A 12,906-nucleotide genomic window follows, 5' to 3' on the forward strand; every position below is an offset into this window, starting at 1 on the left:
TTAAAAAATAAATTTTCTGAACAGTAATTATGTTGAATTTACACGCATTCCGGGGACACTGCATTTTCTCAATGTGTTATTTCTTGAATCGGTTACGCATGCCAACTAGCAAGAATCCTGTTTAATTGCTGCTCTGTTTCTTCTATTGTTCCATTGTTATGGATGACTGCATCTGCGCCCTGTTCTTTGGTTTCCAAGTCGAGCTGTGATGCGATTCGTGCGTCAGCTTCCTCATCACTCAGCTTGTTACGGGCCATCAGCCTCTGTTTTTGCAGTTCCTTTCTAACAGAGACCACCAGAATCTTTTCAACATACGAATGTAGTTTACTTTCAAACAACAATGGAATGTCCATAATGACCGTTGAGAAGCCCTGTTCTATATATTGTTCTTTTTGTCTGACCATTTCCCCGCGGATAGCGGGATGCATCAATTCATTCAGGCGGCGGCGCTTATTCTCATCAACAAATACCACATTTCCAAGCTTCTCGCGATTAAGCGAACCATCTTCCCGAATGACTTCTTTGCCGAACACAGATTGAATTTCATCCAGTAAACGGGAACCAGGTTCAACTACTTTACGTGCAATAACATCTGCATCAACAATAGGGTAACCCTTTTCACGCAGCATGTTTGCGACTGTACTTTTTCCGCTCGCAATACTGCCAGTCAGTCCAATGATCATATCTCCCACCCCTTATTTTTGACAGGCGGGACAATAAACAGAAGATCTTCCCGCTATCTGTATGCTTTTTGTAGGTTTTCCGCAAGCTGTACAAACTTTTTTACCGTACATATGCAAGCGGTTCTGCATGGTGCCTGCGTTGCCATTCACTGAACGATAATCTGAAATCGTGCTGCCCCCTGCATCGATACTTTCCTGCAGCACACGGACTATCTCTTCAAATAGCAAGATTTTTCGTTTTCTGCTGATTCTCTCCGCTCGTCTGCCTGGGTGTATGCTCATATGGAATAATGCCTCAGTCGCGTATATATTCCCGCACCCCGAAATGACTTTGCCGTCCATTATCACTTCTTTGATCGGTTTGCCTTTATATTTTGCCGACTCTGCCAGCGTGAGAAAATGCTCCAGTGCAACTTCAGAGAAAGGTTCAGGCGCCATTTCCAGCAATGGCGGAAAATCTTCTTCTGACTGCAAGAGCCGCATTTCCCCAAATCTGCGAATATCAGAATAAATCAGCAGACCGCCGTCTTCCATTTCTAAGAAAATATGTGCATGCTTACGAAACTTCTCTTCTGTAATTTCATCAGGAGATTCCACAACAAACCAAGCGCCCGTCATGCCTAAATGGCTGACGAGCAAATGCGGCTGATTGTGTTTCTGTAAATGAAAATAAATATATTTACTGCGTCGGACAATCCTTTGAATCTGCATCTGCTCCATATCGTGCAGAAAGTCCTCTACTGTTTTCCCTTTGATAATTGTTTCTTTTCCAGCAGATTTGGAAGTGACAACCGTATCAGAAACAGACAGCTGTTTGATCGTCCGTCCTTCCATCAGCGGTGCTAGATCCCTCACCACTCCTTCTACTTCAGGCAGTTCCGGCATGTGTAATCACTCACTTTGTTTCGTACCAGGATTCGCCATAATCCCAATCGACTTTCAACGGAACGTCGAGTTGAATTGTCTGCTCCATTACTTCCGGTACGATTTCTTTTAGTTTTTCTAACTCTTCAATCGGAGCCTCAAATATCAATTCATCATGCACTTGCAGCAGCATCCGGGCCTGGAGATTTTCCTTTTCAAGCCGGGTATCCATATCAATCATCGCTTTTTTGATGATATCAGCTGCCGTGCCTTGAATCGGCGTATTCATCGCTGTCCGCTCTGCAAATCCGCGCAAATTAAAGTTAGAGCTCGTAATGTCTGGCAAATAGCGTCTTCTCTTGAGAAGTGTTGTCACGTAGCCCTTCTGCTTGGCATCGATAATACTGTCATCCATATATTGCTTAACGCCCGGGAAGCTGGCCAAGTAGGTATCAATGAACTCTCCTGCTTCTTTACGTGTAATATTCAGGCTTTGTGACAGACCGTAATCACTGATACCATAAACAATTCCGAAGTTCACAGCCTTTGCTGCACGGCGCATATTTCCGTCCACTTCATCTTCTCCCACACCAAACACATCCATTGCTGTCTTCGTATGAATATCTGCACCGTGACGGAAAGCATCTATCAGTTTTTCATCCTGGGAAATATGTGCGAGTACCCGCAGTTCGATTTGTGAATAGTCCGCTGCAAACATAATCCAGCCAGGTTTTGACGGGATGAATGCGGCACGGATTTTGCGGCCTTCCTCAAGACGGATCGGGATGTTTTGTAAATTGGGGTTGATAGAGCTTAAGCGTCCCGTTTGGGTTAGTGCCTGCTGAAAACGTGTATGGATTTTTCCATCTTCATGAATTTCTTTCGATAAGCCTTCGATATAAGTAGAGTTTAATTTACCAAGCTGGCGATACAGTAAAATGTGCTGGATAATCTCATGCTCACTTTCAAGCTTTTCCAGTACATCTGCTGCAGTAGAATAGCCGGTTTTCGTTTTCTTGATAGGAGTCAGACCAATCTTTTCGAATAAAATAACCCCGAGCTGTTTCGGAGAATTAATATTGAACTTCTCGCCCGCCATTTCATAGATGCTTTTCTCGATCAATGCCAGCCGTTCAGATAACTGCAGGCCAATTGTTTGCAGCACTCCCAGGTCAGTCTTAACTCCTGTCACTTCCATCTTGCCTAAAATTTTAGCCAAAGGGAGTTCCAGTTCATGAAATAACTCCTGCTGTTCATTCTCTTCAAGTTGCTTCTCAATGATTGGATAAAGTTCCCACACTGCATGTGCTTTTCTTGCTGTATGATCCGCCAGCTTTTCAGACGACGGCAAAGCTCGTTTCGCCCCTTTCCCATAAACCGTTTCATCACTTTCTATGCCGTGATAACCGAATGACCGGGCGATTTCCGATACTTCACCTGTCGAGAAGGAAGGATTGACGATATAGGCGGCCAGCATAAGATCAAAATCTGAACCGTTCAGCTTCATACCAAGCCGTGCCAAAGCCGCATATGCCGACTTAGAATCAGAAGCATATTTATGCTTTGTCCGGTCTTCAACCCACCCTTTTAAAATAGCAGAGGATGTGGCAACTTCTGTAGGAATGAAATACGTATTCTGATCATCCGCCAGTCCAATACCTAAAATTGCAGCAGATAAATAATTATCACCATCAATTTCTACATGAAGGGACATTGTTTCAGTCAGCATATCAGCCGTTACCTCACTGACAGTATGAATTTCCACTTCTTCCATCGTCTGCACTTCAACAGGTGCATCCATTTTTTCAAGCAGCGAATTAAACTGCAGCTCTTTATAAAGCTGAATGACTGCTTCATCGTTCTTGCCCGCATAATCCAGATCGTCCAGACCCCTGCTGATCGGTGCATGTATTTCAATCGTTGCAAGCTCTTTACTCATGATTGCCTGCTCTTTATTGTTCACTAAGTTTTCCTTCATCTTTTTAGCTGTGATCTGTTCGATCGATTCATATACTTTTTCCACTGAGCCGTATTCTTTCAACAGCTTTAATGCAGTCTTCTCGCCGATTCCAGGCACTCCCGGAATATTATCGGATGCGTCACCCATTAACCCTTTCATATCAATAATCTGCAATGGAGCGATGCCATATTTTTCTTCGATATGTTCCGGTGTATATTTTTCCAGATCGGTAATGCCTTTTCTTGTGATGCAGACTGTCGTATGTTCATTTGCAAGCTGTGTCAAGTCTTTATCTCCTGAAATGATGACAACTTCCGCTTTCGCTTCACTGCATTCGCGGCTCAGTGTACCGATAATATCATCCGCCTCATAGAGATCAAGCTCGTACTGCTCAATGCCAAAGGCTTCGACCAATTTGCGAATATAAGGAAATTGTTCAGAGAGTTCAGGAGGAGTCTTCTGGCGCCCGCCTTTATATTCAGTAAACGTGCTGTGACGGAATGTTGTTTTCCCTGCATCCCATGCGACCAGTATGTGAGTCGGCTTTTCATTGTCCAAGATATTTTCAAGCATCATTGTAAATCCATAAACGGCATTGGTATGGATTCCTTTATCATTCGTCAGTAAGGGCAGCGCAAAAAATGCACGGTACGCCAGACTGTTTCCGTCAAGCAAGACAATTTTCTTCTTCGTCAACTTCCATCCCACTCCTTCAAGTTGCTTTTGCGTCATCCAGCGGCAAGCGCCAGCTTCTCGGGTCGTTTCGGTCTTAAAGATAAAGGCAAAGGGCGCCTTTATTTTAAGCCCTACAACGCCTGTCGTAGCTTAACGGCGCTGGCCGCTTTTGAACCATCCAGCGGCAAGCGCCAGCTTCTCGGATCGTTTCGGTCTTAAAGATAAAGGGCGCCTTCATTTTAAGCCCTCCAACGCCTGTCGAAGCTGAACGGCGCTGGCCGCTTTTGAAAATAAAATGTGCGTCATTTTCATCTAGTTTACCACGGGGGCAACCAGAAATGAAAATGACGCACTTAAAGTTATTGTAAACCGCCGGTCAGCAGCTTAGCATACGGTGAATCTGCAGGCAGAATGATCATCGTTTCATCATCTACAACCTTAGAATACGACTGCAGCGTGCGGTATAATTTATAGAACTCAGGGTCTTTGGAAAAAGCATCATTATAAATCTTCGCAGCTTCCGCTTCACCCTGTGCTGTAATAATTGCCGCTTCTTTCTTCGCTTTCGCCAGCATTTCCTGCACTTCTCTGTCTGTTTCTGCTTCGATTTTACGCTTCTCTGCATCTCCTTCAGATAAATAGGATTGTGCAGTAGACTGACGTTCAGAAATCATCCGTGTATAGATGGACTGTTCGTTCTCTTCCGGAAGATCGATCCGTTTCATACGCACGTCGACCACTTCAATTCCGTAGTTTCCATCATTCAGAAAGTTATTGACTTTCTCGGTCACACGGTCGTTCAGGCTTCCGCGGGATGAGTCTTCGTCATTTACGACGTCCACATAATTCAGCCGTCCCATTTCATTTCGCACAACAGAATAAATGAACTCTTCCAAACGCGCTTCCGCATTGACGATATTACGTGCGTTGGAAATCATTTTCCCAGGATTGGTAATATGCCAAACTGCATAGTTATCGATGATAATACGTTTTTTATCCTTCGTCGTGATTTCCGCTTCTGATACATTCGAAGTCATCTGATTTTTTGGCAGCGTGGAAATACTTTGAATGAAAGGAATTTTCATATTAATTCCGGGTTCTTGAACAATGCGGGTAATTTCACCAAATTGGCGGACAACCCGGTATTCATTCTCTTTCACAATAAATAAATTGGAAATCAAAATGACAATGACGGCAAACGCAATGGTTAATCCGATAATCAGTTTAGCATATCGTTTCATATCCACATTCTTCTTTGGTTTGATCACTTTTACTTTAGGATTCTCTTCAGGCGCTTTCTGAGCAGTTTTCTTTTTCTCAGTATCACTCATCTTCTTCATTGCCTCTTCGATCTTTTTGAAAGGATTCTGTTCATTGCTCATGAAGCTTTCTCTCCTTTCTCAGCTGATTGGCCAGCCTTGTCGGAGTCGTTTGATTCTGCAGGCGGCACTGCTTGCGGCAGCTGCTGCAGCGGTAAGTACTTCATCGTTTCTCCACTGTCATTCATAATATAAAGATTCGCTTTTGGAAGAACTTGCTCGAGCGTTTCAATAATCAGACGGTCACGAGTGATTGCTTTGTTCTTTGCATACTCAGTGTACAGGTCCGTAAATAATGCAACGTCCCCCTGCGCTTGTTGGACACGTGCTGTTTTCTTACCTTTCGCCTGAGACTTAATGGCATCACGCTCACCGATTGCTTCTTTTGTTTTTTGGTTTTCATATTTCTTCGCTTCGTTTATTTTTGTGTTTTTTGTTTCACGTGCATCTGTTACAGCCGTAAATGCAGCACGGACTTCTGTATTCGGTAATTCCACATCCTGCAGTTTAACGCCTTGAATTGCCAGGCCGATGTCATAGTTATCTACAAGACTAGTTAATAAATCACGCGTTTTTGCTTCAATTTCCGCTTTCCCGTCCGTCAGAGCAGCATCGATTGTAGAGCTGCCGATCACTGACCGAATGGAAGCGGAAGCAGCGTCCCGCAAAATCTCAACTGGTTCTTCCGCATTAAACAGGTATTTCTTCGGATCGACAATGCGCCATTGAACCGTCAAATCAGTCAGAACGATGTATTCGTCGCCTGTAATCATTTTCGTTTCCTTGTCGACGATTTCACCGCTTTTATCCTGCTTATAACCGAAATGAATACTGTATGTTTCTTTTGATAAGATTTCTGCCCGCTGGATCGGCCACGGCAATTTAAAATGCAGACCCGATTCTACAACCGGCTCTCCTGCTTTCCCGAATGAAATCACTACAGCCTGTTCGGATTCATCTACTGTATACCAAGTCGTAAAGACAATCAGCAACAGCAGCAATCCAGTAACGGCTAAACCGAGTGTCACCAGGGTTCTTTTTGTTCCCATGCTAGTTCCTCCCTTTTCTATGTATAAATACTCTACGGAGCAGCAGGAGGTTTAGTTTCAACAATCCGTTTTTTATTTTATTTCTTCTTTCAACGGCAGCTGCAAAATGAATGTCGTGCCCGTTCCCACTTCACTGTCAACTGTCACTGTACCCTGATGTGCTTCAATAATATGTTTGACGATCGCTAAGCCGAGACCTGTGCCGCCCGACTCTCTGCTTCTAGCCCGGTCAATACGATAGAAGCGCTCAAACAAGCGCGGGAGCTCTGAAGGCATAATCCCTATCCCCTGATCAGTAACCGCAATAGAAACGCTGCCTGACACTTCCTGGATGGAGATTGTAATGACTGTCCCGCCTTGTGAATAGGCAACAGCATTGTTGAGCAAATTCACCATTACCTGAACTAATCGATCATGGTCTGCTTGAATCAGCAGACTTTCAGGTGCCTCCAAGACGATTTTCATATCTTTATCCTGCAGTTTCGTTTGAACAATCTGCACGGACTGCCCGATGATATCCATAAGATCGACAGGACGTCTGGTAATTTCAAAACTTCCTCGCTCCATACTGGACAGATGAAGCAGATCTTCAATTAATAATTGAAGCCGATTGCTCTCTTTGTACATAATTTCCAGAAATTCTCTTTTAATTGCCGCATCTTCCACTACTCCGTCCAGCAGCATTTCAGAAAATCCTTTAATGGATGTTACAGGTGTTTTCAATTCATGCGAAACATTGGCGACAAAATCCTTGCGTACTTGTTCCAGACGAATCAACTCCGTGATATCATGCAGGATGATGACAATGCCGAGCCAATTGCCATTTTCACCGATTACGGGCGCACCATAGACTTCCAAATGGCATAATCCTTCATCCAAATAGACTTCAGACTGGAATGAACGCTTTTCTTCCGTTAAAAATATTGCTTCAATTTCTCTTTCTATATCTGCCGGCAAGCCGATATCCTTGTACGTTCTGCCGATCAGCTCCTCGCTGCTCTTATGAAACGTTTCTTCATATACACGGTTCACCAGATTCACTGCACCTTGTCTGCCGAACATCAGTAAACTGCTGCCGATGCTGCTGATCAATGTTTTCAGTCGTTCTTGCTCCATCGTCCGCAGCGTTGAATTTTCTTGCAGATTACGTGCAATTTGATTGATCGCCGATGTTAATTGCTGATTCATTTGCCCATCTTCCCGGTGTGCTCTGACTATATAATTGCCTTGTGCCAGCTGATGTGCGACTTCAGTGAAATGATCAATCGGCTGCACATATTGCTGCAGCAATTTAGCCATGACAAACATCATAACTACAAACACAAGTGCAAGCGTGAATAACAAAAAGACCCAGTACTTTTGCTGAATGGCAGGATCAATATCTTCTGCAAATAAATGAAAAAACTGCCCTAAGATAATACCTAGCACAATTAATAAAATCGATAGAATGACTGCAGAGGCAGCCAATAATCTTGAGTAATAATTTTTCATCCGATTTACTCTCCGAACTTATAGCCGACCCCTCTCATCGTCTTGATATATCGGGGTTTCCTAGTATTTTCTTCAATCTTGTCACGCAAATGGCTGATATGAACATCCACGATTCTTGTATCTCCCGCAAATTCATAATTCCAGACAGCCTGAAGCAATTGGCCGCGTGTCAGCACTCGATTCGGATGCCGCATTAAATAAACAAGCAGCTCAAATTCTTTGCGCGTGAATTCCAACGGGCTATCTTCAAGATAGACTTCAAAACGATCAGGATAAACGAGTAATTGGCCCGCCTCCAGCATTTCGTCTTTTGGTTTCGCTCTTTCCCCTGTTCGACGAAGGACCGCTTTCACCCGTGCTGCCACTTCTCTCGGACTGAAAGGCTTTGTCATATAATCATCAGCGCCCATCTCCAAGCCGATGATCTTGTCCATTTCTTCTCCTTTTGCAGTCAGTATGATGATCGGCGTATCTATGTCCCGGTTACGCAATTGTCTGCAAACATCCATGCCATCAATTTTTGGCAGCATTAAATCTAAGATTATCAGATCAGGGCTTTCTTCCATGACCATTTTTAGTGCCTGTTCACCATCTTGTGCAATAGCCGTTTCATAGTTTGCCTGTATTAATGTAAATTCCAGCAGTTTTTGAATCGACTGCTCATCCTCTACAATCAGTATTTTCTGCAGCCTATTTACCATTGGCGGCTTCCCTTTTCGCCGTTTGTTCCGCCAAAGACCTCTCAGGTGCTATGACGACAACCTCACCGCTCATCACACGTTCACCTGATTCATCTGTCGCATCAACTGAAATCGTCACTTGATTCGATGTTATATCCAGCTTGGTAACTTCCAGAATGAATTCTACAATTGCATAATGATATACGGGTTTCGGAAAATGCAGCTGCTGATTAATGATATGGGCGCCGGGTCCGGGAAGGTGTTTAGAAATTGCGGATGTCACAATTCCTGTAAGCATAATCGGCGGAACAATCGGCTGTCCGTAAATGGTTTCCGCTGCATAATCATGCTGTAGATAAAGCGGATTTGCATCATTTGTCAATCCTAAATAAAGCATAAGATCTTTGTCTTCGATTTTCTCGGTTAAACTAAGCCTCTCGCCCACTTCCAGCTCGGATAACCCTTTCCCCAGCGTTTTACGTTTACCCTTCAACAAACAAATCTCCCCCTAATGTATTCTTGTGTAATGCAGCAAAAATCAGAAACTTTTACATTTAGTTAAAGTATACCAATCCGAATGAAGAAAATCGAGCAGCAAAAAATCGGACAGCAAAGGAGCCGCCCGATTCATATGAATTAATTATGCAAGAATGTTCATGACTGCTCGAACAGAGTCGGCCGATTGCTCAAGACCGGCTTTTTCATCATCTGTCAATTCCAGTTCTATAATTTTCTCGATCCCGCCTGCACCTAACACAGTCGGAACACCTAAATAAATACTGTCCATGCCGTATTCACCTTCCAGGAATGCTATGGAAGGCAGGACACGCTTTTGATCTTTAAGGATCGCTTCAGTCATTTCCACTAAAGCAGCGGCAGGCGCATAGTATGCAGAACCATTGCCTAAAAGGTTAACAATCTCAGCTCCGCCTTTACGTGTACGATCAACGATTTCTTCCAGACGTCCTGCAGAAATCAACGTTTCAAGCGGAACACCGCCGGCAGTGGAATAACGTACTAACGGAACCATGTCATCTCCATGACCGCCTAATACAAAACCAGTCACATCTTTAACGGAGAGGTTCAATTCCTGAGCAACAAATGTACGGAATCGGGCTGTATCCAGTACGCCTGATTGTCCGATCACCCGCTCTTTAGGAAAGCCCGACTCTTTGTATACCGTATATGTCATGGCATCCACCGGATTCGTTAATACAATGATTTTCGTATCCGGTGAATATTTCACAATTTCAGCTGTTACTGATTTCATTACTTTTTGATTGGTCTGAACTAAATCGTCTCGGCTCATTCCGGGTTTGCGCGCAATTCCCGCAGTAATCACCACTACGTCGGAATCCTTTGTATCTTCATAATTGGAAGTTCCTATGATATTCGCATCGAACCCTTGAACCGGACCAGCTTCGAGCATGTCCAATGCTTTGCCTTTTGTCGGATTTTCCATCTGGGGAATATCAACGATTACGACATCACAAAGTTCTTTTTGAGCTAAAAGGAATGCAGTTGTTGCTCCAGTAAAACCAGATCCGATAACCGATACTTTTTTACGCTTCAATGACATGTAAAACTCTCCTTTTCAGAACAATATAATAGAAAAAAGGGGAACGGATCCCCCTTTCTCATGTATTTCTTATAGGTTTTTGATTAGTTCATCAGCAAATCCAGAAGTGCTGACTTCAGTTGCGTTGTCCATTAGACGTGCAAAATCGTACGTCACAACTTTAGACGCAATTGTGTTTTCAATAGAGGCAGTGATTAAATCAGCTGCTTCGTTCCAGCCAAGGTGCTGAAGCATCATAACGCCTGAAAGAAGAACGGATGAAGGGTTGACTTTATCCAATCCAGCATACTTAGGTGCTGTACCGTGAGTTGCTTCAAAGATCGCATGTCCAGTTACATAGTTGATGTTTGCTCCCGGTGCGATTCCGATTCCGCCTACTTGTGCAGCAAGCGCGTCAGAAATGTAATCCCCGTTCAAGTTCATAGTAGCCACTACATCGAACTCTTTTGGACGAGTTAAGATTTGTTGCAAGAAGATATCTGCAATAGCATCTTTTACGATGACTTTGCCGGCAGCTTCTGCGTCAGACTGTGCTTTATTTGCTGCATCTGTTCCTTCTACTTCTTTAATGCGGTCATATTCTCTCCATGTGAATACTTTGTCGCCGTATTCCTGCTCAGCAACTTCATATCCCCAATTAGCGAATGCTCCCTCTGTAAACTTCATGATGTTTCCTTTATGAACAAGTGTCAATGATTTACGGCCTTCTTCAAAAGTATATTCTAAAGCAGCACGTACCAGACGCTTTGTACCGTCCTCAGAAATCGGCTTGATGCCAAGGCCTGAAGTTTCAGGGAAACGAATATTTTTAACACCTAGCTCTGTTTGAAGGAAGTTAACTAATTTTTTTACTTCATCGGAGCCTTCCTGATACTCAATTCCTGCATAGATATCTTCTGTGTTCTCACGGAAAATAACCATGTCACAATCCTCAGGACGTTTCACGGGTGAAGGTACTCCTTCAAAATAGCGAACCGGGCGCAAGCATGTGTAAAGATCAAGTTCTTGACGCAATGCAACGTTCAATGAACGGAATCCTCCGCCGATTGGTGTTGTAAGCGGTCCTTTAATCGCAATTAGATATTCTTCAATTGTGTCTAGAGTTTCTTTCGGAAGCCAGTCACCTGTTTGGTTGAAAGCTTTTTCTCCTGCTAGAACTTCTAACCAATTAATCTTCTTTTTGCCATCATAAGCTTTTTCGACAGCCGCTTCGATAACACGTGAAGCTGCGTTCCAGATATCTGGACCTGTACCGTCGCCGATAATGAAAGGAATCGTTGCGTGATCTGGGACGTTTAATACACCGTTAGTTACTGTAATCTTTCCATCATTAGTCATTATTAATATCCTCCTGATTTCAAAATCAGTGGGCCGGTATACGAAATACCGCCCCACAAATTTACTAGTTTTTATCGTTCATTGATTGGAACATACTTTTGCATGTCTGGTCCAACGTACTCTGCACGAGGACGGATCAAACGGTTGTTTTCGTATTGCTCGAGGATATGTGCAATCCATCCTGAGAAACGGGAAACTGCAAAAATAGGTGTGAAAATATCATGATCGATGTCTAATGAATGATATACCGAAGCCGAGTAGAAATCAACATTTGGAGGCAATTTCTTTTCGCCTGTCACAATTGATTCAATCTTCTCAGACATGTTATACCATTTTTCTTCACCACGAAGAGCAGTAAGTTTCTTAGACATTTCACGCAGGTGCTTAGCACGCGGGTCTCCCTGACGGTAAACGCGGTGACCGAAGCCCATGATCTTTTCCTTGTTAGCAAGCTTTTCACGAATATATGGCTCGACCTTATCTTCATCGCCGATCTCCATTAGCATATTCATAACCGCTTCGTTTGCTCCGCCGTGTAACGGTCCTTTAAGAGCGCCGATCGCAGCAGTAACACCTGAATACATATCAGATAGAGTTGCTACACATACACGCGCTGTGAATGTAGAGGCGTTTAACTCATGGTCTGCATGTAGTACAAGTGCCTTATTGAATGCTTCTTCTGCGATATCAGCAGGCTCTTCGCCCGAAAGCATATAAAGGAAATTTGCAGCATAGCTAAGACCTTTTTTAGGTGCAATTGGCTCTTGTCCTTTACGAATACGCGCGAAAGCAGTAACAACTGTTGCAACTTTTGCTTGAAGTTTAATCGCCTTTTTGTAGTTCTCTTCAGGTGACATATCTTCAGCTTTATCATCGTATAATCCTAGAAGTGAGATCGCTGTGCGAAGTGCTGCCATCGGATGCACTTTATCAATTGGATACGTACTAAAGTGATCGATTACTCCTTGCGGAATTTCTGCATGCTCTTCCAACTGCTGTGACAATTCGGCAAGCTCGTCTGAATTCGGAAGACGCTTATGCCAAAGAAGGTAAACTACCTCTTCAAAACTAGCATTATCCGCTAGATCGTCGATGCCATAACCCACATACGTGAGTGTGTCATCGATAATGGAACTGATTTGAGTTTGTGCTGCAACGATACCTTCCAATCCTTTTGTAGCTGTCATGATATTCTCTCCTTCTTTCCAGTTTGGCCATCCCCAGAGAAGCTGAGTGCAGAATGACGGCCACCTGCTAATTATATTTTT

The 12,906-nt window shown here is 43.5% G+C and carries 11 protein-coding genes; all 11 read right to left on the minus strand.

Going from position 1 to position 12,906, the window contains the following annotated elements:
* Nucleotides 1-92: 92 nt before the first annotated feature.
* The 11 genes from coaE to citZ all read right to left on the minus strand — a co-directional run bounded on the left by coaE (nucleotide 93) and on the right by citZ (nucleotide 12,825).
* Nucleotides 93-683, minus strand: a complete 591-nt coding sequence (gene coaE / locus NCCP2331_RS14970) for a dephospho-CoA kinase (protein ID WP_251671682.1) — start codon at nucleotides 681-683, stop codon at nucleotides 93-95.
* Nucleotides 684-695: 12 nt separating this feature from the next.
* Nucleotides 696-1,568 carry a bifunctional DNA-formamidopyrimidine glycosylase/DNA-(apurinic or apyrimidinic site) lyase gene (mutM, locus tag NCCP2331_RS14975; protein ID WP_251671683.1) on the minus strand — a complete coding sequence of 291 codons (873 nt, stop codon included), beginning with the start codon at nucleotides 1,566-1,568 and terminating at the stop codon, nucleotides 696-698.
* 10 nt (nucleotides 1,569-1,578) lie between these two features.
* Nucleotides 1,579-4,203 (minus strand): DNA polymerase I, encoded by a 2,625-nt coding sequence (gene polA / locus NCCP2331_RS14980; protein WP_251671684.1) that lies wholly within the window; start codon nucleotides 4,201-4,203, stop codon nucleotides 1,579-1,581.
* Between the two features lie 338 nt (nucleotides 4,204-4,541).
* Entirely contained in the window at nucleotides 4,542-5,564 is a 1,023-nt protein-coding gene (hflC, locus tag NCCP2331_RS14985; protein ID WP_376776830.1) for a protease modulator HflC, read from the minus strand.
* Nucleotides 5,561-6,550: an FtsH protease activity modulator HflK gene (gene hflK, locus NCCP2331_RS14990; protein ID WP_153721471.1), complete on the minus strand. Its 990-nt coding sequence runs from the start codon at nucleotides 6,548-6,550 to the stop codon at nucleotides 5,561-5,563. Before hflK ends, hflC begins: the two co-directional genes overlap by 4 nt.
* A gap of 72 nt (nucleotides 6,551-6,622) precedes the next feature.
* On the minus strand, nucleotides 6,623-8,041 hold the full coding sequence (gene pnpS, locus NCCP2331_RS14995; RefSeq protein WP_251671685.1) for a two-component system histidine kinase PnpS: 1,419 nt from the start codon (nucleotides 8,039-8,041) through the stop codon (nucleotides 6,623-6,625).
* Nucleotides 8,042-8,046: 5 nt separating this feature from the next.
* Nucleotides 8,047-8,742, minus strand: a complete 696-nt coding sequence (locus NCCP2331_RS15000) for a response regulator transcription factor (protein WP_251671686.1) — start codon at nucleotides 8,740-8,742, stop codon at nucleotides 8,047-8,049.
* Complete coding sequence (locus tag NCCP2331_RS15005) at nucleotides 8,732-9,217, minus strand: MaoC/PaaZ C-terminal domain-containing protein (RefSeq protein ID WP_153721474.1); 486 nt, start codon at nucleotides 9,215-9,217, stop codon at nucleotides 8,732-8,734. The genes NCCP2331_RS15000 and NCCP2331_RS15005 overlap by 11 nt, the downstream gene beginning before the upstream one ends.
* A gap of 144 nt (nucleotides 9,218-9,361) precedes the next feature.
* The gene (gene mdh, locus NCCP2331_RS15010; protein WP_153721475.1) at nucleotides 9,362-10,300 is read right to left on the minus strand and encodes a malate dehydrogenase; all 939 of its coding nucleotides are present in this window, start codon (nucleotides 10,298-10,300) and stop codon (nucleotides 9,362-9,364) included.
* Between the two features lie 69 nt (nucleotides 10,301-10,369).
* Nucleotides 10,370-11,641 (minus strand): NADP-dependent isocitrate dehydrogenase, encoded by a 1,272-nt coding sequence (icd, locus tag NCCP2331_RS15015; protein ID WP_264879259.1) that lies wholly within the window; start codon nucleotides 11,639-11,641, stop codon nucleotides 10,370-10,372.
* A 68-nt stretch (nucleotides 11,642-11,709) separates the two neighbouring features.
* A complete protein-coding gene (gene citZ, locus NCCP2331_RS15020; protein ID WP_153721477.1) occupies nucleotides 11,710-12,825 on the minus strand; it encodes a citrate synthase in 1,116 nt (371 codons plus the stop codon).
* Between the last annotated feature and the right edge of the window lie 81 nt (nucleotides 12,826-12,906).

It is taken from the genome of Sporosarcina sp. NCCP-2331, from assembly GCF_023707945.1.
GTDB classification, from domain to species: Bacteria; Bacillota; Bacilli; order Bacillales_A; family Planococcaceae; genus Sporosarcina; species Sporosarcina cascadiensis.

Bases quoted from the DNA above. Each gene is read 5' to 3' on its own strand.
- coaE (WP_251671682.1), bottom strand. From the start codon at position 683: ATGATCATTGGACTGACTGGCAGTATTGCGAGCGGAAAAAGTACAGTC.
- mutM (WP_251671683.1), bottom strand. From the start codon at position 1,568: ATGCCGGAACTGCCTGAAGTAGAAGGAGTGGTGAGGGATCTAGCACCG.
- hflC (WP_376776830.1), bottom strand. From the start codon at position 5,564: ATGAGCAATGAACAGAATCCTTTCAAAAAGATCGAAGAGGCAATGAAG.
- hflK (WP_153721471.1), bottom strand. From the start codon at position 6,550: ATGGGAACAAAAAGAACCCTGGTGACACTCGGTTTAGCCGTTACTGGA.
- pnpS (WP_251671685.1), bottom strand. From the start codon at position 8,041: ATGAAAAATTATTACTCAAGATTATTGGCTGCCTCTGCAGTCATTCTA.
- NCCP2331_RS15000 (WP_251671686.1), bottom strand. From the start codon at position 8,742: ATGGTAAATAGGCTGCAGAAAATACTGATTGTAGAGGATGAGCAGTCG.
- mdh (WP_153721475.1), bottom strand. From the start codon at position 10,300: ATGTCATTGAAGCGTAAAAAAGTATCGGTTATCGGATCTGGTTTTACT.
- citZ (WP_153721477.1), bottom strand. From the start codon at position 12,825: ATGACAGCTACAAAAGGATTGGAAGGTATCGTTGCAGCACAAACTCAA.